Below are 26,577 nucleotides of genomic sequence, written 5' to 3'. Positions count from 1 at the left end.
TCAGACACCCCACTGAGCGATAACTTCTCGCAATCGTACAGCTATGGTTGCCGCCGGGCCCGGTTCGATCATCTGGTTGTGTTCACAATCGACTTCCGTGACTCGGATGTCGCCGTGTACGAACCGTCGCCATTCGGCCACGTCGTGTCCGTTCTCCGTAGATCTTCCGGCTACGAAGAACTCGACGTCTCCACGGTGGACAGGCGGTTGGTGCCGATTCGTCAATTCGACGGAGTGGGAGTAACCGCGACTGATCCGCGCTAGATGCTCCGCTTCGATTCCGATTCCGGCGCCAAGGGTCTGCTCCAGCAATTCCGCCGCTTCTTCGAAGCTCTCGACGGCCTTGGATCCCGCGGGCATCGCGAGCCCTGCCAGTAGTTCGGAGACCGAGAGTTCTGCGGGCTGATCGGAATCCGACGACGGATAGCTGTCGAGGATCGACAGCGTCACGTCACGGCCGGTGCGAGTAAGGCTGTGCGCCACGGCGTGTGCGATGACGCCGCCGAGCGACCAGCCGGCCAGATGGATCGGGCCGGTCGATGCCACGGCCGCAATGCGATTCGCGTAGTCGTCGGCGAGTTCGGTCAGAGAGTCGAAGCTGGGCCCGCCGCTCAGGGACGGTAGCTGAAGACCGTATACGGGTTGATCCAGCTCGAGGTGCTTGACGAATTCTGCATAACCCCAGGACAATCCGATACCCGGATGGACGAAGAACAGTGGTGCACGATCGGATCCGGCACGCAGCGTGATCATCGGGGCGAGCAGATCCGACGAATCGTCCGGCGAGTGTGCGTCCATTCCGTCGGCCGCGCGGGCGACACCGGCAGGGGTCGGGTCCAGGAAAAGCGATTGCAACGGCACGCGCATCCCGAGTCGCTTCTCGAGTTCGATGGTGATGCGAGTGGCCACGATCGACGTTCCACCCAGTTCGAAGAAGTCGTCGTCGACGCCGATGTGCTCGTGGCCGAGCACGGTCTCGAAGATGTCGACGACCGTCCGTTCGGTGTCGTTTGTCGGCGGTGCGTACGGGACCGTGCGACGCTCGAAGCTCGGGGTCGGCAGTGCCTTGCGGTCGAGCTTGCCGACCGGTGTCACCGGAATGCGGTCGACGACGACGATCGCGCCGGGAACCATGTGCGCGGGCAGGCGAGACGACAGGTGGCGTCGAAGTTCCCAGTCGTCGACGGTCTGTCCGTCCACGGGCTGGATGTAGGAGGCGATCATCGTCTCCCCCGACGGCGCTTCGTGCCCAAGTGTCGCGGCGAAGTAGACGGATGGGTGCGCCATCAGGACGGAGTCGATTTCGCCGAGCTCGATGCGGAATCCGCGGACCTTGATCTGGAAGTCGCTGCGGCCGAGGTATTCGAGGGTGCTGTCGGAGCGCCAGCGCACCAGGTCGCCCGTGCGGTACATGCGCTGGCCCGGGTCGCCGAACGGATCGGCGACAAATCGGTCAGCGGTGAGATCGGGACGATTGTGGTAGCCGCGGGCGAGTCCGGGGCCGGTCACGTACAGCTCCCCGATGACTCCCACTGGCACGGGCTTGAGGTGCCCGTCGAGGACCAGTCCGGCAAAGCCGATGGCCGGTCGTCCGATGTTGATGTCCTTGCCCGGCCGCATGGGTTCACTGACGCTGGCCTGGATGGTGGATTCGGTGGGTCCGTATCCGTTGAACATGCGACGGTCGCGGCCCCAGATGTCCACGAGTTCGGGTGGGCAGGCTTCGCCACCGACGGCGAGCACGCGGAGTTCGGGCAGCGCGGAACTTTCGATGGAGCTGAGTGCGGTCGGCGTGATGAACGCGTGTGAGACGTGTTCGTCGGCAAAGATTTCGGCCAACTCGGATCCGCCGAAGACCGTGGGTGGGATGACGACCAAGCAGGCACCGCTGCCGAACGCCATCATGAGTTCGAAGACGGAGGCGTCGAAGCTCGGTGATGCCAAGTGAGAGATCCGCGAATAGGGCTGAACGTTGAACCTCTGATGTTCTTCGGCGTTGAGGTTGGACAACCCGAGGTGGGTGACGATGACGCCCTTCGGCTTCCCGGTCGAACCCGAGGTGTAGATCAGGTAAGCGGGGTGGCCGTGATGCAGAGGAATCGTCCGGTCGCGATCGGTGATCGCGGCGGCGCTCTGGTGCTCGATCTCGTCGACGGTCTCGGCTGCATCGAGGACCATCCACTCGACCGTGTCGGGAAGTTGACTGCGGTGAGCGTCGTCGGTGATGCCGAGTACGGCCCGCGAATCGTCGAGCATGTGGTTGATGCGGTCGTCGGGATAGTTCGGGTCTACGGGCAGGAATGCCGCTCCGGTCTTCGTGACCGCCCAGATGGCGATGATCTCCGCCGTGGACCGCGGCAGACCCAGAGCCACGAAGTCTTCGGGTCCGACACCGCGCCGGCACAGCGCTCGTGCCAGCTTCGTCGATTCGTCGTCGAGTTCGCGGTAGGTCATCGACCTCTCTCGACTCGAGAGGGCCGGCGCATCCGGGTTGGACGCGACTGCCTCGGCGAGGATCTCCGGCCACACCCGTGCTCGAGTCGCGGCTGCACCGGATGCCGGCACCAGAGCCGCTGTTTCGTCGGCGGCGAGGATGCCGATGTCAGCGATGCGTGTCGCGGGTTCGCGTCCGACCGCGCCCAGGATCAGGCGAAGTCGGTCGGCAAACCGCCGAATGGTGGCGGGTTCGAAGAGATCGGTTGCGAAGTCGAAGGCTGCGGACATCCCGGCCGGGATGCCGAACTCGTCGAACTTCTCGTCGACGATCAGTTCGAGGTCCTCCTTCGCGAATTTGGTTTCCACGGTCAGGCCTTCGATGTCGAGGCCCGGTAGGTGGAAATGTGCGGGTTCGTTGTTCTGAAGTTCGAGGGCGACCTGGAACAACGGTGAGTACGACGTGGATCTGGTGGGGTTGATGACGTCGACGAGCCGTTCGAATGGCAGGTCCGAGTTCTGGAATGCGGCCAGGTCGATTTCCCGGACGTGCTCCACCAGTTCGGCGAACGTGATGTCGGGATCGACGCTGGTTCGCAGGACCAGCGTGTTGACGAACATTCCGACGAGATGGTCGAGTGCTGCCTGACCTCGGCCGGCGATCGGTGTGCCGATGGTGACTTCGTCGGCGCCCGACAGCTTGGACATCAGCACGGCCAGCGCGCCGTGCAGTGCCATGAACATCGTGACACCGTTTGCCCTGGTGAGGTCCGCGAGGGCGCGGTGGGTGTTCGCGTCGATGTCGAAGGTGAATCGGTCACCGTGGAAGGTCTGTTGCACGGGCCGCGGGTGGTCGGTGGGCAGTGCGATGACGTCGTCGAGTCCGGCGAGTTGCTCGCTCCAGTAGCGCAATTGGCGACTGATGACAGATTCCGGGTCGTCTTCCGATCCGAGGATGCGATGCTGCCACAACGTGAAGTCTGCGTACTGCACTTCGAGTGGCGCCCACGTGGGCTCGGTCCCAGCCGTACGCGCCAGGTAGGCCGTCATCACGTCGCGTGCGAGCGGCGCCATCGACGAACCGTCGGCGCAGATGTGATGGACAACGACAAACAGAATGTGAACGGGTTCACCGGTGTCGAGTCGGAAGAGTGCCACGCGTAGCGGCAGGTCCACCGACACGTCGAAGCCGGTCGTGGCGAGTCGTTGCATGCGCTCTGAGAGTTCGTGCTCCCCCACGGTCATGTCACGGACCGGCGGTACTGCCTCGTCGGCGGTGAGCACTTTCTGAATCGGATCGCCGCCGACGGCGGGGAACACGGTCCGCAGTGTTTCGTGCCGCTCGACGACGTCGGCGATCGCCTGTTGCATGGCGGTGACGTCGAGGTCACCGGTCAGGCGAACAGCTAGTGGGATGTTGTACGCGGCTGAGCGTGTGTCGAATTGGTTGAGGAACCACATACGCTTCTGCGCCAACGAGAGCGGGACGTTTCCGTCGCGCTCCATGGGAGTGAGCGGCACAGCGCCGACGGCAGTGACAGCGCTGGAGAGCCGTTCGGCGAGCTGCGCTGTCGTCGGTGCCTCGAACAGCACGCGCACCCCGACGTCGATGTTCAGTGCGGAGTTGAGCCGCGAGACCACGCGAGTGGCGATCAGCGAGTTGCCGCCGAGCTCGAAGAAATTGTCGTCGACGCCGACCCGTTCGACGCCGAGTACGTCGATGAACGCATCGGCGATCCGACGTTCGAGGCTGGTGCCGGGCGCCCGGAATTCCACACCGGTTCCGGTGAACTCCGGCGTCGGCAACGCTTTTCGATCGAGCTTGCCGACCGCGGTGCGCGGTAGCTCGTCGACGATCATGATGCTGGCCGGAACCATGTGCGAGGGAACACGTCCGGCGAGGTGCGCGGTGATCTCTGCCCCGGTCAGCGTCGATCCTTCCTCGACGGTGAGGTAGGACGCGAGAACTGTGGCGCCGGCCGGTCCGTCGACGCCGAGTGTCACGCAATTCGTGACACTCGCCATTGCGGTGATCTGGGCGTCGACCTCGCCGAGCTCGATGCGGAATCCGCGAATCTTGACCTGGAAGTCGCTGCGCCCGACGTATTCGATGGTGTGATCGCTTCGCCAGGAGACGATGTCGCCCGTGCGGTACATCCGGTCGCCTGGCTTGCCGAAGGGGTCGGCGACAAATCGCTCGCTGGTCAGGCCGGGACGCCGGTGGTATCCGCGAGCCAGGCCGATGCCGGCGATGTACAGCTCACCGGGAGCTCCGACGGGTACGGGTTGCAGGCGCGAATCGAGGATCATCTCGTGCACGCCGCGGATCGGTCCACCGATCGTGATGGGTGCGCCCACTGTCATGGGTTCGCTGATGTCTGCCATGACGGTTGTCTCGGTCGGGCCGTAGGCGTTGACGAATTCTCGTCCGGGAGCCCAGAGGCCGACGAGATGCGGCGGTAGTGTCTCTCCCCCGACGACGACGTGCCGGAACTCGTCCAGGCCGGCCGGGTCGACGGTGGCGAGCGCTGCCGTGGTGACGAACGCGTGAGTGACGTGTTCGCGGCGGATGAGACTTGCCAGTTCGGCGCCGCCGTAGATGTCGGTCGGGACGATCACCATGGTGGCTCCGACACCGAATGCCTGCAGGTACTCGAAGACGGCTCCGTCGAAGCTGGGGGTGGCGAAGTGCAGGGTTCGAGAGTGGTGATCTGCGTGGAATCGACGCTGCTGGTCGAGTGCGAAGCTGTCGAGTCCGGTGTGGGTGACGACAACTCCCTTGGGTCGGCCGGTGGATCCCGAGGTGTAGACCACGTAGGCGGCGTTGTCCATGACCACCGGTGCACGCCGTTCGTCCTGGGTGATCGGCAGCGTGCAACTGGTGGCGACGTCGTCGTCGAATGCCTCTTCTCCGAGCACCAACCAGGACACGATGGGTGGAAGTGTGTCGATGGCGTCGACGACGGTCAACCCGAACAACACCTCGGAGTCGCTGAGCATGTGTTCGATTCGGTCAGCCGGATAGGTGGGGTCGACGGGGACGAACGCTGCGCCGGTCTTGGCCACCGCCCACACCGCGAGTACGGATTCGACGGACCTTTCGATGCCGATGGCAACCGACGTCTCGGGCCCGGCGCCGCGGCGAATCATGGCTCTGGCCAGCTGGTTCGAGCGCCGGTCCAGTTCGGCGTAGGTCATGGAACGGCTGCCGGCCGAGAGCGCGATGCGGTCGGGATAGGTGGCAGAGACGTCGGCGAGAATCTCTGGGAGCGTTCGCGCGGAGCGCCCCGGGGAGCCGAAGACCGGCGCAAGATCACGGCTCTCGAACTCCGTGAGAACCTGCAGACGGGCCAGCGGCTGATCCGGTGCCGAGGCGAGTTGCCCGAGGACGATGCCCACGCGCTCGGTGATCTTGGCGACTTCGCGGGCGGAGAAGTGCGTCGGCAAGTACTCCATCTTCAGATTCAGCGTGTCACTTTCGGACGCCACCACGGCAATCGGATAGTGCGCCGAGTCGCGTCCGTCGATGCCGAGAACGTGCATTCCCGCGATGTCGGTTTCGGCGGTCAGGGCTGCCTCGTCGACGGGATACGACTCGAATACCGTCAGGGTGTCGAAGGAACCGGCGGCGCCGACTGCTCCGGCGATGTCCGACAGTCCGATGTGGTGGTGGTCGAGCAATGACGCTTGCTCGGATTGGACGCGAATGGCCATTTCGGCGAGGGTTTCTCGGGCGTCGAGGCGGACTCGGACAGGCACCGTGTTGATGAACAGGCCGACTATCGATTCCACGCCGGGCACCTGTGGTGGGCGTCCTGAGACCGTTCCGCCGAAGACGACGTCGTCGCGTCCGAGAAGTTCGGCGAGCACGATTCCCCATGCCACCTGTACCAGGGTCGCCATGGTCAGACCGCGGCTTCGCGCGAACGCCCGAAGAGTCTCGGCTCGTTCGGTCGGCAGCGAGTACGAGTGGATTTCACTTGCCACGGTTTCGGCGGCGGTGTCTGCCCTCGAGAGGTGGGTGGACGTGTCGACGCCCCGTAGCGCTTCTTGCCACGCCCGTAGCGAAGTCTCGGGTTCTTGCTTCGAGATCCAGGAGAGATAGTCGCGATACGACTGAACTCGGGGCAGAATCTCGGGGTCACCGTCGGTTGCGTAGAGAGTGAGCAGGTCTCGAAGCAACAGCGGGGTGGACCAGCCGTCGAGCAGGATGTGGTGGTTCGTCACGACGAGGCGTGCTGTGTCCGGTCCGATTCGCACGAGCATGAAGCGGATCAGCGGGGCTGTTTCCATGTCGAAACGATGAGCGCGATCGCGTTCGAGCAGTTGACCGAACGCGACTTCACTGTCTTCGGCCCCGGACAGGTCGATCTCGGCCCAGCCGATGTCGGCACCGGAACGGATCACCTGCAGTGCCCGCCCTCCCGGTGCGGAGACAAATCCCGCGCGCAGGCTCGGATGACGATCAACCAAGGCCTGCGCGGCGCGGCGCAGGCGCGGCGCCTCCACCCGACCCCCGAGCTCGAGGGTCAGTTGCACCATGTACGGGTCGATTTCGGTTTCGTCGAACTGGGCGTGGAAGAGCATGCCCGACTGCAGAGGTGACAGTGACCAGATGTCGGTCAGGTCGGGGAATCTGCGCTCGAGCTGTTCGATGCTCTGTTGATCCGCGGTGACGAGATCGAGATCGGTGGGCGTGAGCTCGCGCTCGGAGTGTTCCTCCACGTATTCACTCAGTGCGCCCAGTGCTCGGGTCCAGAGCTCCGCCAGTTCGGTGACTTCGGCCTCGCTGAGAATGCCGCGGGGGAAGGACCACGTAGCGCGCAGAATCGGACCGTGTGCGGTATCGGTCGTGACGGCGTTGATGTCGAGCACCGACGCGGCGGCCAATTCGCCGCTGTGCGCTTCGTCGAGGGTCACTTCCGAGATCGGCAGCCACGGCACTTCGCCGTGCTCGGGATCCGAGCCGGCAAATCGTCCGAGGTAGTTGAACGAGATCTGCGGCGTGGGCAGCTCACGAAGTTCCTCGTTTCGATCGAGGTACTTCAGGATGCCGAACCCGATTCCGTTGTCGGGCAGGCCGAGCAGCGTTTCCTTGACGAGTTTCACGGCGGAGGCGGCGGTTGATCCACCGGACAGCGCGTCGACGACGTCGAGCCCCGTCAGGTCGATTCGCACCGGGAACAGGGTGGTGAACCAGCCGACCGTGCGCGAGAGGTCGGCGCCCGGTGCAGCGTTCTCCTCACGTCCGTGTCCTTCGAGATTGACGAGCACTTCCCCGCTGCGCTGTCCGCGCGATCGACGCCAGGCGGTGACGGCAATCGCGAGAGCTGCGAGCAGTCCGTCGTTCACCGAGCCACCGAAATGCTGCGGCACGGTCGAGATGATGTTTTCGGTCACCGAGGTCGGTACGTCGACGCTGATGCGGTCGACTGTCGCTCCGACGTCGACGGCGGGGTCGAGCCCGCGCGTCCCGAGCAGGGGTTCGTCGGTCCGCATCTTCGACCACAGGTCGACCTCGTCGCGTCGATCCGCGGCGGTCTCGGCGAGCGCTGTCGCCCAGCGACGAATCGAGGTTCCGCCAGGCGGAAGTATCGGAGTGTCGCCCTCGAACGCCGAAGCATATGCGGTGACCAGGCCGGGGACGATCATTCGCCAGGACACACCGTCGACCGCGAGGTGGTGGAGGACCAGGAGCAACCGTCCCGCCTCGGGCCCGTTGCCGTTCGCGCTGACGGGATCCAACCAGACTGCGCTGATCATCGTGCCGTGCTCGGGATCGAGTCGGCTGGACGCGTCCTGCATCGCGGCTTCTGCTGCGCGGACGAATTCGTTCCCGCTGGTGGACACGACAGGGGTTCGGCGCAGGACGTCCGAGGCTGCGACGGTGCCGGGTTCGCGGATCTCGAGTTGGTGAGTGGCGGCGTCCAGGCGAGCCCGCAGCACGTCGTGGCGATCGAGGATCGTCTGCAGTGCTCGCTCCAGCGCGGGGCCGGACACGTCTGACGGCAGTGCGATCAGTGCGCTCTGGCTGTAACTGCGGATCGTGCTCAGGTCACCGCGACCGCGTTCGACGAGCCACTCCATGATCGGAGTGAGCGGTAGCATACCGACTCCCCCGCCCGGCAGTTCCGTGAGAACCGGTGTGGTTTCCGATGATTCGACAAGGAGCACCTTGGTGAGTCCGGCAACTGTCTTCGCTTCGAAGACGTCCCGCGGAGTGAAGACGAGACCTGCGGACTTCGCCCGTGAGACGAGTTGAATCGACATGATCGAATCGCCGCCGAGACCGAAGAACGAATCGTCCACTCCGATATTGCCCCGCCCCAGTACTTCCGCGAAGAGGTCGGCAAGGACAGCTTCGGTAGCGGTGGCTGGTGCTCGCGTCGCCTCCGCTGTTCCGGTCACTGTGAAGTCCGGAGCCGGGAGGCTTCGTCGGTCGAGCTTTCCGTTGACTGTCAGCGGAAGCGACTCGAGGACGACGATCGCGGTGGGCACCATGTACTCCGCAAGTTCGGCGGCGACGAAGTCGGTCACCGTCGCTGAATCGACGGTACTGCCTGTTTCGGCGACCACGTACCCGACGATCCGCGGTGACGCTCCCTCCGTGCGAACAAGTGCCACCGAGGCCGCGACGCCGGGGCAGCGGAGCATTGCGGCTTCGATCTCTCCGAGTTCGATGCGGAAACCGCGCACCTTCACCTGGAAATCACTACGGCCCACGTACTCCAACTGCCCCGCGTCGTTCCACCTCGCCAGGTCCCCGCTCCGATACATTCGATCCCCCGAACTACCGAATGGATCGGGAAGGAACCGCACCGAAGTCAATGCGGGTTTCCCGAGGTATCCCCGAGTCACCTGATCGCCGGCGACGTACATTTCACCGACGACGCCTGGTGGTACCAAGTTCAGTCGCCGGTCGAGTACGTAGATGGACAATCCTGGTACGGCTCGCCCGATGATGCTCGCCGATGCATGCTCACTGTCGTTGCGGTCGAGCGCGATTCGACTGACATGCACTGTCGTCTCGGTGATCCCGTACATGTTGACCAGCGTCGGCGCTGTGTCCGCGCGACGGTCGTACCACTTGCGCAATTGCCCGAGATCGAGCGCTTCTCCACCGAAGACGACGTAACGCAGTGCAAGGTCGGGGTCCGTACCGTTCGGTGAGTATGCGCGATCGGCTTCGGCGAGTTGGTAGAAGGCGGTGGGTGTTTGGTTCAGCACCGTCACTCGCTCACGGCGGAGCAGTTCGTGGAACATGTCCGGCGATCTGGTCGTGTAGTAGTCGACGACGACCAACCGACCACCGTGCAGTAGCGGACCCCACAGCTCCCAGACGGAGAAGTCGAATGCGTACGAGTGGAACATCGTCCACACGTCCGTGTTGTCGAATCCGAACGTCGGGGATGTGTTGTCCATCAGGGTCAGCACGTTCCGGTGGCTGACCTGGACGCCTTTGGGGCGCCCGGTGGATCCGGAGGTGTAGATGATGTACGCGATCGAGTCGGGCAGAAGTGGTGTGGTCCGGTCCGCGTCGGTGATGCGATGGGGCGCGGAGTGATCGAGGCGTACCGCGATCTCCGGCGATCCGAGTTCGACGACGTCGATGCCGGATTCGACGATCTCCGAAGGAAGGTCGCTTCGGAAGTCTCCGGTCGTGACCAGGCATACCGGCCGCGCGTCGTCGAAGAGGAAGCGCATGCGCTCGGCCGGGTAGGTGATGTCGACCGGCAGGTATGCCGCACCGGTCTTGATGACGGCGACGAGCGCGAGCACGAGATCGGTGGTTCTGGGCATCGCGACGGCAACCACGGATTCCGGACCGATACCGCGGCCGATCAGTAGCCGCGCCAGGCGGTTCGCGCGCCCGTCCAGTTCGGCGTACGTCATCGCAGCGTCGCTGTCGTTGACGGCGGTCGACGACGGATGTGCTGCAACAGCTTCGAAGAATCGGTCCGCGATGTTGTCGGCCGGAGCCGGTTCGGCGTGAGTGTTCCACTCGGTCAGCATCTGTCGACGCTCGGCGGCGCCCACGACGTCGATGTCACCGGTAGGAGTCGACGGCTCTCGGGAGACCACCTCGAGGAGGGTGAGCAGTCTGCGTGAGAACGATTCGATCAATTCACCGTCGAACAGGTCTGTGGCGTAGATGAATTCGGCGTCGATTCCAGCGGTTCCGCCATCCGCGTCGTAACGCTCGGTGACCGAGAGTTGCAGATCGAACTTGGCGACGGGTAGGTCGAACTCGACTCCCGAGACCGACAGCCCTGGCAGTTCGAGTTTCGGTAGCGCGTTGTTGCGGAACTCGATGAGGATCTGGAACAACGGAGTGTGTGACGTCGAGCGTTCCGGGTCGAGCGCGTCGACCAACCGTTCGAAGGGCAAGTCTGCGTGCTGGAACGCACCGAGATCGCCCTCGCGAACCTGGGCGAGTACGTCCTCGAACGTCGCGGCGGGCTCGATCTGTGTCCGCAGCACGAGAGTGTTGACGAACATTCCGACCAGGTGATCGAGTTCGGCCTCTCCGCGTCCGGCGACGGGTGTACCGATGGCGATGTCCTCGGTATCAGCCAGGCGCGCTGCGAGTACTGCCAGGGCCGCGTGCATGACCATGAACATGGTGCTGCCGTGCTCGCGGGCCAGATCGGTCAGCGCTCGATGGATCTGCGGCGATACAGCGAACCGGTGGACCGAGCCCACCATCGTCGGCTTCGCCGGACGTGCGGACGAGGTCGGCAGCGCGATCGGCTCGCCCAGTCCCGCGAGGCGGTCCTTCCAGTAGTCGAGCTGACGGGTCAGGGCGGAGTCCGGATCGTCCTCGGAGCCGAGCACTTCGTGCTGCCACACAGCGAAGTCGCCGTACTGCACGGCCAGTTCCGACCAGTTCGGCGCACTGCCGGCGCTACGGGCCGCATAGGCCGCTGCCACGTCCGCTGCCAGGGGGTTCATCGAGAACCCGTCGGCGACGATGTGGTGGACGACGATAACGAGTACGTGCCTGCGTGGGTCCCCCTCGACGCGCAGGACCGCGCAGCGGATCGGAACTTCGGCCGAGGCGTCGAAGCCTGCCGAGGCCAGTTCGAGGATTCGATCGGACACTCGTGCAGCAGTGACGATTTCCGGCTGCAGGATCGGCACGACCTCCTCGCTGGACATCACCTGCTGCACCGGCTGTCCGTCGATCGAGGGGAACTTCGTCCGCAAGCTTTCGTGGCGACCCAGTACGTCCGCTACCGCGTCCTGCAATGCGGCGAAGTCCAGGTCGCCGTCGAGGCGTACAGCCAGGGGAACGTTGTAGGCAGGGGACGTCACGTCGAACTGGTTGAGGAACCACATCCGCTTCTGTGCCAACGACACGGGCAGTGGGTCCGGGCGAGATCGCCGAGTCAACGGTGGTCTGGGATGCTCGCCGCGGCCGACGCTCTCCGCCAGACGCGACAGCTGCCGAACTGTCGGGGATTCGAACAATCCTCGAACGCCGATGTCGGTGCCGAGGAGTGCGTTGACGCGGGCGATGACGCGGGTCGCGGTCAGGGAGTTTCCACCGACGTCGAAGAAGTGGGTGTCGACGCCGATCGGGGACACGCCGAGCACGTCCTCGAAAACGCCCACCACCAGCCGTTCGAGCTCGGTGGCAGGTGCGGTGAGTGTTTCGGCATCGGTGTCGAAACGAGGCGCGGGAAGTGCAGCCCGATCGACCTTGCCGACGCCGGTCAGTGGTAGTTCGTCGAGCACGACGACGCTCGCGGGCACCATGTGTGCCGGCAGTACTTCCCGTGCCGCTGCTCGGATGTCCTCGGCGCTCACCGGGCGTTCGTCGTCACAGACGACGTATGCCGCCAGAGCCTGCTCGTCGGAGGGTCCGCGCACCGCCAACGTGACCGCGTACTCGACGCCCGGCAGCTGACCCAACGCCGTGTCGACCTCACCGAGTTCGATACGGAATCCGCGGATCTTGACCTGGAAGTCGCTGCGTCCGAGGTATTCGATGGTGCGGTCACTGCGCCAGCGCACCACGTCGCCGGTGCGGTACATCCGCTCCCCCGGCTCGCCGTACGGGTTCGCGACGAATCGTTCGCTCGTCAGCGGTGAGCGCCCGTGATAGCCGCGCGCGAGTCCGACTCCGGCGACATACAGTTCGCCGGGAACTCCGACGGACACCGGTTGAAGTCTGCGATCGAGGACGACCTCACTGAATCCGCGGTTCGGCGGCCCGAGATACACATTCTCGCCGGCCGGAATCGGGTCGCTGAGGTTGCAGGAGATGGTCGTTTCGGTGGGTCCGTAGACGTTGACGAACGATCTTCCCGGCGCCCAGGTGCGCACCAGGTCTGCCGAGGGCGCCTCGCCGCCCACCGTGATGGTGGTCAGTTCGTCGATTCCCTGGGGATCCACCGACGTCAGCGCTGCGGGCGTGACGAACGCGTGGGTGACATGTCCCTCACGGAGAACGTCGGCCAGTTCGGTTCCTCCGTAGACGGTGGTGGGAGCCACGACCAGTTCGCCGCCGACGGCGAAGGCGAGCAGATACTCGAGGACGGAGGCGTCGAAGCTCGGCGAGGCGAAGTGCAGTGCGCGCGAATGCTCCGTGAGGCCGTAGCGATGACGCTGTTCGTCGGCGAAGTTCTCGAGTCCGGTATGGGTGACGACGACGCCCTTGGGTCGTCCGGTCGAGCCCGAGGTGTAGATGAGGTAGGCGGTGTTCTCCAGCCGTGGGGTTCCTCGGCGCTCGTCCGCACGTAGCGGCGCCGTGGAGATGCCGGCGAAGCGAGTGACATTGTTCGGGTCGTCGAGTGCAATCCACCTCGTCGCACCGCCGTTGCCAGGTATGTGGGCTGCAGTGGTCAATCCGAGCGCGGATGCCGAATCCTCGAGCATGAACGAGATCCGGTCACTCGGGTAGCGAGGATCGATCGGCACGAAGGCGGCGCCGGTCTTGGTGATAGCCCAGACCGCCGCGACGGATTCGAAGGACCGCTCCACACAGATCGCTATCCGTGAATCCGGGCCGGCGCCTTCCGCGATCAGCACGCGCGCCCACTGATTCGACGCCTCGTCCAGTTCTCGGTACGTCATCTTTCTCTCACCACAGGACAGTGCGACCCGTTCGGGGAATCTGCCGGCGGTGTCGGTGAAGATGCGATCGAGGGTCCTGATCGAGCGGCCTTGCTGTCCTCGCGCGGGAACCAATTGCTGCACTTGCGAATCCGGCATCAGGCGCAGTTTCGCCAGCGGGAGATCCGGTTGTGCGGTGATCAACTCGAGAGTGCGCAGCAACCGGTCCGCGATCGCGTCGATGTCGTGATCGCCCAGGACCCCCGGGAAGTACTCGAACTTGAGTCGCAAGCGCCCGTCTGCCGCGGAGGCAACGATCGCGAGTGGATAGTGCGCGGCGTCCTCGGCGTCGTGGACGTCGAGAACGTGCATTCCGGCGATGTCGGTGCCGGAGGAGAGTCCACCGCGGTCGACGGGATACGACTCGAAGACAGTCAGGGTGTCGAACGATGCAGCGGCCCCCACTGCCGAAGTGATGTGCGAAAGCCCCACATGATGGTGATCGGACAACCGCGCCTGTTCCGCTTGGACGCGAATGCACAGCGCTGCCAGTGACTCTCGCGGGTCGAGACGAACTCGGACGGGGACGGTGTTGATGAACAAACCCACCATCGACTCGACGCCCGACACCTGGGGTGGCCTTCCGGAGACGGTTCCACCGAAGACTACGTCGTCGCGGCCGAGGAGTTCGGCGAGCACGATTCCCCAGGCCACCTGGATCAGGGAGGCTGTCGTCAGGCCACGGGAGCGGACGAATCCCCGCAGAAGTTCCGTCTCACGTTCTCCGAGGGCTGTGGTGGTCGAGCGTGAGGTAGCGCCGTCCTCGTCGACGGCGTGAGTTCCGGTGAGCAGTGTCGGGTCGTCGAGTCCGCGGAGTGCTTCGCCCCAGGCTTCGATCGACACGCTGTCGTCGCGAGTGCTGATCCAGCTCAGGTAGTCCCGGTAGGGGTGTACGCGTGGGATGGCACTGTGATCACTGTCGGTGGCGTAGAGGGTCAGCAGGTCACGGACCAGCAATGGCATCGACCATCCGTCGAGGAGGATGTGGTGGTTGGTCAGGATCAACCGGTACGCGTCGTCGCCGGTGCGCAGAAGCAGGAACCGCAGCAAGGGCGGCGTAGCCATGTCGAAGCCTCGCACCCGATCCGCATGGAGGAGTTCGCGTATCTCGGTTGCCTGTTCGGTGGGAGCGAGCGGAGAGATGTCGATCTCGGTCCACGGCACGTCCACGTCGGCGCTGATCACCTGCACCGATCGCCCACCGATATCGGTCGTGAAGGCCGCGCGCAAGTTCTCGTGTCTGTCGAGCAACGCCTGTGCGGCGCGGTGCAACCGGGACGCGTCGACGCCGTCGAGTTCGAGCGCCAGTTGGACGGTGTACGCGTCGACTGTGTGTTCTGCGTAGCGCGCATGGAACAGCAGTCCGGATTGCAGAGGTGAGAGGGACCAGACGTCGGTCAGCGTCGGGAACTCGCGTTCGAGGCGGTCGATGGACTCCTGGTCCAGGTCGATCAGGTCGATGTCCGACGGTGTGAGGCCGCCGCGTTCGCTCTGCTCGGCGAACGTGGCCAGAGCGCGCAACGCCTGCACCCAGAGTTCGGCGATGGCGCGAGCATCGCGCTCTGCCAGCACGCCAGTGGGATAGGCGATAGTGGCACCGATGTGTGGTGCACCCGAGATTTCGGTGGTAACGACATTGACGTCCAGTACCGAGCCCACGGGCATGTCGGACTGTGCTGCCCCTTCCAGGTCGACGTCACGGGCCAGTGCCCAGTCCCCCAGCGACTCTCCTGGTTCGGTGCCGGAAAAACGACCGAGATAGTTGAACGAGATCTGCGGTTGGCGGAGGTGTTCGAGATCCGCTCGACCCACCTCGTCGAGGTAACGCAGTACTCCGTACCCGATGCCGCTGTCCGGAACTCCCAACAGTTCTTCCTTGACACGCTTGAGCACCACCGCTGCCTCGGGGCCGCTGCGCATCACGTTCGAGATGTCGATGTCGGCGAGGTCGATCCGCATCGGGAAGACACTCGTGAACCAGCCGACCGTGTGCAGGACGTCCGCACCGGGCACCACGTGAGCTTCGCGTCCGTGACCCTCCATCGAGACGAGTACGTTGTCGGTTCGTGTGCCCCTTGCCTGTCGCCACTGCGTCAGTGCCAGTGCGAGCGCAGCAACGAGACCGTCGTTGACCGATCCACCGAAGAGCGCTGGGAGGGTTGTCAGGACCGTGTCGGACAGTTCGGTGGGCACCTCGGCGACGACTCTGCCGACCGAGTGGAAGGTGTCGAGCCGCGGGTCGAGTGGGCGGGTTCCGATCAGTGGATCGTCACCTTCGAGGATCGAACGCCACCGGGGCAATTCGACTCTTCGGGCTGGCGCGATGTCACGGAGCGCATACGACCAACGACGGACCGACGTACCCGGGTACGACGGCTCAGGCTCCTCACCGGCATCGATGCGGTGGAATGCCGACGCAAGTTCCGGTACGAGCACGCGCCAGGACACGCCGTCCACCGCGAGGTGGTGGATCACCAGGAGCAACCGGCCGGTGTTGCGTACGCCGGACAACCAGACGACCCGCACCATCTCGCCCCGGACGGGGTCGAGTTCTCGACGTGCATCACCCAGGACAGCGACGATCGCCGCGTCGAACACTGCGGTGCCCGGCTCGGCCTCGACCTCGACTACCCGGCAGATGTCTTCGGCTGCAACCGATCCCGGATCGCCGACAACGAGCCCGCGCTCGCCGTCGAATTCGAGGCGCGCGCGAAGGATGTCGTGACGATCGAGAACGACTTGAAGCGCTGCGATCAACTGCTCCACGCTGTGCAGCCCGTGCGGCGCATTGAGAAGAGTCGCTTGGGAGAACGAATCGAGACCCTGGAGATCGGAGCCGAGCCGGTCGAGCCACCACTGAGCCACCGGCAACAACGGCACGTGGCCAACCCCGCCTCCGGGAAGTTCCTCGAGCACCTCGGGTTCGTCGTCCTTGGTCGATGCCAGCAAAACCGCAAGACCGGCGACCGATTTCACCTCGAAGACGTCACGCGGGGTGAACACGAGCCCGGCGTCGCGGGCACGGGCGACGAGCTGAATCGACATGATCGAATCGCCGCCCATCGAGAAGAACGAGTCGTCGACGCCGATCGATTCGACACCGAGGACATCGACGAACAAGGCGGCCAGCGTGCGCTCGGTATCGGATTCGGCAGCCCGCGAGCGTGCCTGGGTTGCTCGCAGGTCGGGAACCGGCAGGGCTCGGCGGTCGAGCTTTCCGTTGGCAGTCATCGGCAGTTCGTCGAGCACGACCACCGCCGCAGGAACCATGTACGGGGCCAGAGCCGAGCCCGCGAACGCGATGACGGCCTCGGGATCCACAGTCTGAGCATCGTTGGCGGGTACGACGTATCCGACGATTCGCGCGGCGCCTCCGTCACGTTCGAGCGTGGTCACCACGGAATGCGCGACCCCGGGGTAACGAGCCAGAACTGCTTCGATCTCGCCGAGTTCGATGCGGAATCCACGAATCTTGACCTGGAAATCGCCTCTGCCCTGGTACTCGAGTTCGCCGTTCTTGTTCCACCTGGCGAGGTCGCCGGTGCGGTACATCCGCGAGCCGGCACTGCCCGCGGGATTGGGCACGAATCGTTCGGCGGTGGTGCCGGCGCGGTTGCGGTAACCGCGGGCGAGTCCGTCGCCGCTGACGTACAGCTCCCCCGTGACTCCGACCGGGACGCGGTGTAGGCGATTGTCGAGGACCCACGCCGTGATGCCTGTCGACGGGCGACCGATCGTCACTCGATCGGCCGGGGACATCGGCTCGGTGATGCTGGCGACGACCGTCGATTCGGTCGGTCCGTAGGCATTGATCATGATCCGGTGATCACCGACCCAGGCGGCGACGAGATCGGGCGGGCAGACGTCGCCACCGGTTCCGATGCAGACCAGCTCGTTCAGTTCGCTCGGATCGACTGTGGCGAGAGCAGCGGGGGTGATGAAGGCGTGCGTGATGTGCTGGTCGGCGATCAGGCTCGTCAGTTCGGTTCCGCCGATGATGCTCGGTGGAGCGATGACCATCGTGGCCCCGGCACCAACGGCCATCAGGAGTTCGAGAATCGAGGCGTCGAAGCTCGGTGAGCTGAAATGCAGCGTGCGCGAGGTCGATTCCACCCCGAATCGAGTACGTTCCTGTTCGGCGAGTGCCGAAAGCCCACGGTGAGTGACCATGACGCCTTTGGGGACGCCGGTGGAACCGGAGGTGTAGATGACATAGGCAGGATTGTCGAGAGAGACCGTTCCCGACAGTTCCGAGGTCTCCAGCCGCTGATCTCCGAACTGTTCGAGGGTTGCCAGTGTCTCGGCCTGATCGAGCAGAACTGCGTCTGCCTCGTCGGGGACGACACCCACATGCTCGGCGGTGGTGAGGACGACGCCCGCTCCCGAGTCGTTGATCATGTGATGTACGCGGTCGACGGGGTACGCCGGGTCGACGGGTACGAATGCGGCGCCGGTCCGAGCAACCGCCCAGATCGCGACCACGGAGTCCAGTGAGCGTGGCAATGCCAGGGCGACAACGGATTCCGGACCTGCCCCGCGGCCGATCAACAGTCGTGCAAGCCGATTGGCGCGGCGGTCCAGATCGGAGTACGTCAGATGTCGGTCGCCGAAAATCAGTGCAGTTCTCTGCGGTTCGTCGACGTACTTCCGCTCGAGCAACGTCGAGAAGTGAACCTGGTCGGGAAGTTCCGGTGCAGACACGACGCTGATCGTGTCGGTGTCGACCACGAGATCGATGTCGCCGACCGGCGTGTGCGGCGATTCGGTCACCGCACCGAGGATCCGAATCAGATATCGAGCGAAACCTTCGACGGTCGACTCGTCGAACAGGGCGCTCGCATAGGTGAACCCGGCCTCGATTCCCGCGGGCCTGCCTGCCTCGTCGAACTTCTCGGCAAGCGTGAGTTGCAGATCGAAATTCGAGACGGCGGATTCGAGTTCGAGGACCTCGACGTCGAGGTCCGTCAGACGAACCGCTGGTCGACTGGTGTTCTTGAACTCCAGCATCACCTGGAACAACGGTGAATGCGAAGTCGACCGCTCCGGAGCCAGCGCATCGACGACGCGCTCGAAGGGGACGTCTGCATGAGCGAAGGCGTCGAGGTCGGTGCTGCGAACTCTGGCCAACAGATCGGTGAACGAGGCTGCGGGGTCGACGTCGGCGCGAAGCACCAATGTGCCGACGAACATACCGACCATCGGATCGAGGAGGGCATTTCCGCGCCCGGCGATCGGTGAGCCGATCGTGATGTCTTCCATGCCGGACAACCTCGCCACGAGCACTGCGTATGCGGCGTGTATCGCCATGAACATACTGCTTCGGTGTTCGATCGCGGTTTCGCTCAGACGACGGTGGATGCCGGCATCGATGTCGAATCGAACGACGCCGCCCGAGAGATCCTGTACACGCGGCCGCGGTCGATCTACGGGGAGCGCAAGAAGTTCGGGAACACTCGCCAGTTGACGTGTCCAGTACTCGAGCTGACCGGCAAGAGTGCTGTCCGCTTCGTCGATCCGACCGAGAGCCCTCTCCTGCCAGATAGCGAAGTCCGCGTACTGGACTGGAAGGGGAGACCAGTCGGGCGCCTCACCTCGATGCCGTGCCGAGTACGCGGTCATCACGTCGAACGCCAACGGTGCCATCGAGAATCCGTCGGCGCAGATGTGATGGACGACCACAGTCAGGACGTGATCTTCTGGGTCGACCTCGATCAGTTCCGCCCTGATCGGCGGGGCCTGCGTCACGTCGAAGCCCCTCGAGGCGACACGTTCGATCTCCCCGAGCACCGCTTCGGTGTTCGCGGCCACCACCGGCAGCGCACCCAACGCTTCACCGGGTTCCACGATCACCTGCGCCGGCACTCCCTCGATCATGGGAAACAGCGTGCGCAGCGATTCGTGGCGAGTAAGCACGTCGGTGATCGCGCCCTCCAACGCGGCAACGTCCAACCGGCCTCTCAGCCTGATCGCAATGGCGACGTTGTACGCCGCGGACGTGACGTCGAATTGATTGACGAACCACATGCGCTTTTGTGCCAGCGACAGCGGGATCGTCTGTGGCCGCGGCAAGGCCTCGAGCGGAAGGACTACCGGTCCCCCTCGCGCCGTGGCGCACTCGACCGCCAACTGTGCAACGGTCGGCGCGTCGAACAACTCTCTGATCGACAGGTTCAACGACAGCGAATCGTTCACGCGCGCCACCGCGCGGGCAGCGACGAGACTGTTTCCGCCGATCTCGAAGAAGTTGTCGTGAACACCGACTGCCCCGGATTCCAGAAGCTCTTCGAAGATCGCCGCCAATTGCGCTTCGAGCGGTGTTCGCGGCGCCAGATACGTCTGCGAGCTGTCGAAGCTGGGCGCGGGCAGAGCTTTCCGATCGAGCTTGCCGGTCGAGCCGAGCGGGAACACGTCGAGGGCGATGACCACTGCAGGGACCATGTAGGCCGGAAGGAGACCTCTCAACTCGGTGCGTAGGCCGTCCGTGTCGATCGAAGTGCCGGTCGCGGCGATGACGTAGCCGACCAAGCTGTCACCGACGACGTCGTCGTGATGGACGAGAGCAGCAGCTTGCGCGACGCCGGGCAGCCTGAGCAACGCTGCTTCGACCTCGGCGAGTTCGATGCGCTGGCCGCGGATCTTGACCTGGAAATCGCGTCGACCGACGTAGTCGAGCAGCCCGTCGGCGCGCCACCGGACGACATCACCGGTGCGGTACATCCGGGTGCCCGACGGGCCGTACGGATCGGCCACGAATCTGTCTGCGGTCAGATCGCTGCGCCCGAGGTATCCGCGCGCGAGTTGTACTCCCGCCAGGTACAGCTCGCCGTGAACGCCGACCGGAACGGGATGCAGCCGCCCGTCGAGGACATAGAGCTGGGTGTTCCACACGGGCGCACCGATGGGAATGGTGACGGTCATGTCTGGGGTGAATTCGGCGGCGCTGACGTCGACGGCAGCCTCCGTGGGGCCGTACAGGTTGAACAATCCTGCAGAACTCAGACGGGTGAACGCCTCCGCAGTGGTCGGCGCAAGAGCTTCACCGCTGCAGAACACCTGACGCAGGGTCGCGCACTGCCCGGCAGTCGCGACAGCGACGAATTCCGCGAGCATCGACGGAACGAAGTGCGCCGTCGTGACGCCCTTTTTCGCGATCAACGCCGACAGGTATCCGGGATCTCGGTGCCCCTCCGGTTCCGCGATCACCAACTGCGCGCCGGTCTGCAGGGGCCAGAACAGTTCCCACACCGAGACGTCGAAGGTCACCGGAGTCTTGTGCAGCACCACGTCCGACGTGTGAAGTGGGTAGGTGTCCTGCATCCACAGCAGGCGATTGACGATCGAACGGTGCGATACTGCAACACCTTTCGGCCGACCCGTCGATCCGGACGTGAAGATCACGTAAGCAGCATTGTCCGGGTGGAGGGGTCCGACCCGATCAGCGTGGGTGATCGGCGCCGTCGTGGACACCTGACGATCGAGATCGACGTCGACGATCGGGACTCGCGAGGGAAGAGCTCCGTGGTCCTGGGGCCTGCTCAGCACGCAGACGGGTTCCGCGATGTCGAAGACGTACGCGATGCGTTCGGCGGGATGATCGGGGTCCACCGGGACGTATGCCGCACCGGCACGGATCACGGCGTGGACCGCGACGAGTAGTTCCGGAGACCGGCGAATCGACACCGCGACGCGCATGTCCGGGCCGACGCCTCGGCCGATGAGGGTTCTGGCGAGATCGCTCACCCTCGCGTCGAACTCCGCATACGTCAGCGTTCGCTCACCGAAGATCAGCGCGGCCTTCTCGGGTGTCCGGGCTGCCTGCTCTGCCGACAGGTCGGCCAGGGTAGTGATCGGTACCGCGTGCTCGGTGGCATTCCACCGCTCGAGGACCAGTTCTGCCTCGCCCGGAGCTGTGAGGTCGACGTCGCCGACGACGGAGTCCGGATGGGCCGCTACCGCGTCGAGCAGCATCGTGAAACGATCGGCCAGGCCCGACATGGTGTCCGAGTCGAAAAGTTGACTGGCGTAGTTCATCTGGCCGTCGAGATGGTCGCCGCGATCGGTGAGGATGACCTGAAGATCGAACTTTGCCGCGCCCGTGGACAGTTCGTCGACCGTGACCTCGAGCTCGGGCAAAGTGACCTCGGTGGGAGCGGCGCCCTGCATCACCAGCATCACCTGGAACAGCGGCGTCTGGCGCTCTGCGAGGGATTCGACGAGTACGTCGTACGGGACTTCGGTGTGCTGCAAGGCCGCCACGTCGACGTCGCGGACACGGGTGAGAACTTCACCGAAGGTGAGCCCGCCGTCGAGAACGGTCCTGAGCACCACGGTGTTGACGAACATCCCGACGACGTCGTCGAGGGCGCGCTCACTCCGCCCGGCCACCGGAGTGCCGATCGTGATGTCGTTCGCTCCGCATTCTCGGCTGAGCAGGACGGCCAGTGCGGCGTGGATCACCATGAACGTGCTGACATCGCTGCGCGCCGCGATCTGGGCGACGCGGCGGTACGTCGCGGAGTCGATCCGGAAATCGAGATTGCCCCCGCGCAGTGAGACGCCCGCCGGCCGCGGATGATCCATCGGAAGTTCCGCGAGTTCCCCGCGGTCGGTGAGGGCGTGCGACCAGAACCGCAACTGCTCGGCCAGAATCGAATCCGGGTCGGACGCTTCGCCGAGCGCTCCGCGTTGCCACTCGCTGAAATCGCCGTACTGCACTTCGAGTGGCAGCCACGCCGGAACGCGTCCGCTCGCCCTCGAGGCGTACGCGACCATGACGTCACGAGCCAGCGGCGCCATCGACAGGCCGTCCGCTGCAATGTGGTGCACGACGAGGACCAGGGTGTGCTCACGTTCGTTCACTTCGAGCAGAGTGGCGCGGATCGGCACCGATTCACTGACGTCGAATCCCTCTCGCGCAAGTTCACTCGCCCGCGCTGCGGCCGCTGCGGCCGGCACCGTTTCGACCTCGAGATGATCGAACATCTCGTCCACACCGAGAACGTGCTGTACCGGTCCACGAGCGCTCTCGGGGAAAACGGTCCGCAAGACTTCGTGCCGAACGATCACGTCCCGCAGTGCGGTGAACAGTGCGTCGACGTCGAGGTCGCCGGTCATCGAAACCGCGATCGGAATGTTGTACGCCGGCGAACTCGGATCGAGTTGATTGGTCAGCCACATTCGTTGCTGCGCCAGAGATACCGGTATCCGGTCAGGGCGATCGATACGCGTCAATGCGGGGGCACGTGTGTTCCGCGAGTCCGCGAGGTCGGCACGTGCAGCGAGAGCGGAGACGGTCGGCGCCTCGAAGAGGTCGAGAACGCTCAGCGTCGTTCCGAGCGCTCCGTTCACCCGCGACACGACGCGGGTCGCGATCAACGAGTCACCGCCGAGGTCGAAGAAACTGTCGTCTGCTCCTGCGCGGGTGATGCCGAGCAGATCGCAGAACACCGCCGAAATGCGCTTCTCGGTCGAGGTTTCGGGGGCACGGTATTCGGCCGAGCCGCCCGCCGAGTCGATGTCCGGTAACGCTTTCCTGTCGATCTTTCCTGCCGGAGTCAGCGGAATGGAATCGAGGACGACGATCCTCGACGGAACCATGTGGGGAGCCAACGAGGATCTCGCGTGGGCGATCAACTCGGAGTTGTCGATGTGTGTGCCCGCAACCGCTGTGACGTACGCGGCCAACAGTGTTTCCCCACTCGGGCCCGCAACTCCGGCGGTGACGGCCTGCGCGACGCTCGGGTGGCGGCGCAGTACGTCGTCGATCTCGCCGAGCTCGACGCGGAAACCGCGGATCTTGATCTGGAAGTCGCTCCGGCCGAGGTACTCCAGCTCACCGTCGCCGTTCCACCGCGCGAGGTCACCCGTGCGGTACATGCGCTCTCCTGCAGCGCCGTTGGGGTCGGCCACGAATCGTTCGGCCGTGATCGTGGCACGCGCGTGGTATCCGCGCGCCAAGCCGACACCGCTCACGTAGAGCTCTCCGGCGACACCGATCGGCACCGGCTGAAGCCGCGAGTCCAGGAGGACGGCTGCGGCGCCGCGCATCGGCTTTCCGATGGTGACGGGAACATCGCTGCTCAATGGTCCGGTCAGGGTGGCGACGACGGTGGTTTCGGTCGGTCCGTACGCGTTGAACATCGAGCGTCCGTGTGACCATTGATCTACCAGCGCGGGTGAGCAGGCGTCGCCGCCGGTCACGACCACTCGTAGATCCGGTAGGCCGGCGGGATCGACTGTAGCCAGCGCGGCCGGGGTGACGAAGGCGTGGGTGACCCGGCCGACGCGCATCACCTGGGCCAGTTCGTCGCCGCCGTACACGGTGGGCGGCGCTATCACCATCGTCGCCGCGCCGCCGAAGGCAAGGAGAAGTTCGAGTACCGAGGCGTCGAAACTCGGCGAAGAGAAATGCAGGGTGCGGTCCCCTGGTTCGACTCCGAACCTGACTCGTTCTTCGTCGGCGAAGCTGCTCAGCCCACGGTGACTGACCACGACGCCTTTGGGGACGCCGGTAGATCCCGAGGTGTAGATCAGGTACGCCGGGTCGTCGTAGCGCACGCGGGAGCGACGTTCGGAGTCGTCGACCGGTGCATCCGAGCGGTATGTGTTCGGTTCGTCGGTGTTGAATTCGTCCAGAAGCAGCCAGTCCACCGAATCGGCGAGCCCTGCATGGTGCTCCCCCACGCTGATTCCGACAACAGCTCCCGAATCGGTGAGCATGTGCCGAATACGATCTTCGGGGTAGTGCGGATCTATCGGAAGGAAGGCACCGCCGGTCTTCGCCACCGCCCACGTCGCGGTCACGGATTCGATCGACCTCGACAGCGCAAGGGCGACATAGGTGCCGGGGCCGACTCCCCTGTCGATCAGTTCGCGGGCGAGTTTGTTCGACTCGGCGTCGAGTTCCCGGTAGCTCATCTCACGATCACCGAAAACGAGCGCTGGGGTATCGGGGTTCACAGCCGCGGCCCGGCGGAGGATGTCGGGAAGGGTCAACGGGGCGGACGCGGTCGCTCCCCGTGCCGGTACCAAGGACTCACGCTCGAACTCGTCGAGAAGATCGAGGTCTCCGACCGGCGTTCGCGGGGCTGCTGCTGCGCCGGCAAGGATGCGCACCAGTCGCGAGAGGAAGGCTCGGACCGTGGATTCGGCGTAGTGCTGCGTGGAGTATGCAACCTCGAGGGCGCCGGTATCCGCGTGGACCCCGATCGCCACATCGATGCCGGTAATCGCTGTCTCCTGCGAGCCGTCGTCGAGATGGACGTGCAACTCGGGCAGCTCGGGGACACCTGCTGCCGATCGAAGAACCAACGTTTCGCGTTCTCGAGCGAGAGAACTCACGAACTCGTCGAAAAACGCTTCCGGATCGACCTCGCAGCGCAGAGGCAAAGTCCCCCACTCGGTCCTCGTTCCGATCAACACGTCACGGCGCTCGGTCGATCTCGACAACAATGCCGCAAATGCCGCGTGGACAACGGCAAAGAGTGAAACACCTTCCGTACGCGCGAATGTGGCGACCGCGGGATCGAGCGGGACGCTCAGCCGAGTCGCGCCGGTGGGCTCCGATTCTGCGTCGATTCGCTCGAGCCCCAGGATGGAGCCCTCGTCGGCGTCCCCCAGATATCCAGCCCAGAACCTTTCGTTTTCCCTCCGCCGCGCGCTGCGTGCCCCGGCCTCGGCGCTTGCCGGATGAATTCGGCTCATCGGCGTGCCGGCCGGTGCTGCTGACAGTTCTGCGACCAACTCGGTGAACGCCCGGTGATGTTCGGCCAGTTCGTCGTGACCGTAGCGATTGGGGTTTCCGCGAAAGTCGATCAACGTCTGCGCCGGATCGCCGCTCTGGTACACGTTGACCAGCAGATCCTCGACCGGACCCGACGTGACGATGTGATATTCACCGGTCAGCGGCCCCAGGGTTATCTCTTGCCGGAAGAGCATCACATTCATCATCGGACCGGACAGACGCGCGTCGCCGACGGTCAGACCGGCATCACGTCGAATGTCCTCGAGGCTGCATCGCTGATGACGAAGCGCACCGAGAAGTTCGAGTTGGACCCGCCCGACCAGATCGTCGACGCTTTCGTCGGGGTCGACGTGGATGTGAAGTGGCGCGACGTTGACCAGCATGCCGCCGGACCGTTGCAGCGGGGCCGTCGTCCTCGCGGAAACCGGCAAGTTGATCAGAACGTCGCCGTAGCCGGTGTTGCGAGACAGGTAGCACGCCAGTGCCGAAATCAGTACCGCCGCCGGAGTCGCCCCGGAACGCGAGTTCCATTCGTCCAACGCGGCAAGGCTTTCCGTCGACATCGAGGCGCTGACGAGCTCACTCCGAGCGGTCGGGGGTCCCTCGCGGGTCGCCAACGTCGAACCGTGTTCGACGCCCGCCACTCGCTGGGCCCAGTACTCGCGGTCGGCTTCGAACCGACTCGATTCTCGGTACTTCTGATCGAGTTCGGACAGCGTCATGACGTCGAGTGCCTTGTTCACCGCAGGCTCTCGACCTTCGACGGCTGCGGTGTAGATCGCCGCAATCCGATTGACGATCGTCATTCCGCTGTATCCGTCGAGAGCGACGTGATGAATTCTGGTGTACCACAGGTAATCCCGATCACCAGTTTGGAGAATTGTCATCTCGACGAGACGATCGCGAGTCAGATCGAGCGTCGTCGCGTAATCGTTGTCCATCCACTCCGACGCAGCCTGCCGAGGGTTCTCACGCTCGCGGAAGTCGAAGTAGTCGATGCCCGGGTCGATCGTGAAGTCCACGATCTGGCACGGCTCCCCGTCCGGGTACATCAACCGCAGAAACGGCGATTCGAACTCGTGGGCAGCCTCCACTGCGGCGCGACTGAGCAGTTGCATGTCCAGATCGCCGTGGAACTCGATGTACTGCGCGATGAAGTACGGGACAGTCGGGTGAAGTTGCTGCGCGAACCACATACTGCGCTGCACCGCTGACAGTGGGAACGCTCCCGCCGGCAGGCTTCGCGATCCGGTCAGCGGATCGATCCTCTTGTCGGTATCCAT

Annotated in this window: 1 protein-coding gene; it reads right to left on the bottom strand. The window is 64.6% G+C overall.

Features of this window, described 5'->3' with window-relative positions; all coding sequences use genetic code 11:
- Positions 1 to 26,577 (bottom strand): non-ribosomal peptide synthase/polyketide synthase, encoded by a 26,577-nt coding sequence (locus ABWI03_RS29890; protein WP_298773707.1) that lies wholly within the window; start codon positions 26,575 to 26,577, stop codon positions 1 to 3.

It is taken from the genome of Rhodococcus baikonurensis (assembly GCF_040489275.1).
Lineage (GTDB): Bacteria > Actinomycetota > Actinomycetes > Mycobacteriales > Mycobacteriaceae > Rhodococcus_F > Rhodococcus_F baikonurensis.
The sequence above is the reverse complement of the archived record's forward strand: the minus strand, read 5'-3'. Positions and strand labels throughout refer to the sequence as shown.

What these genes read in the sequence shown, in the direction of transcription:
- ABWI03_RS29890 (WP_298773707.1), bottom strand. Translation starts at nt 26,577, where the DNA reads ATGGATACCGACAAGAGGATCGATCCGCTGACCGGATCGCGAAGCCTG.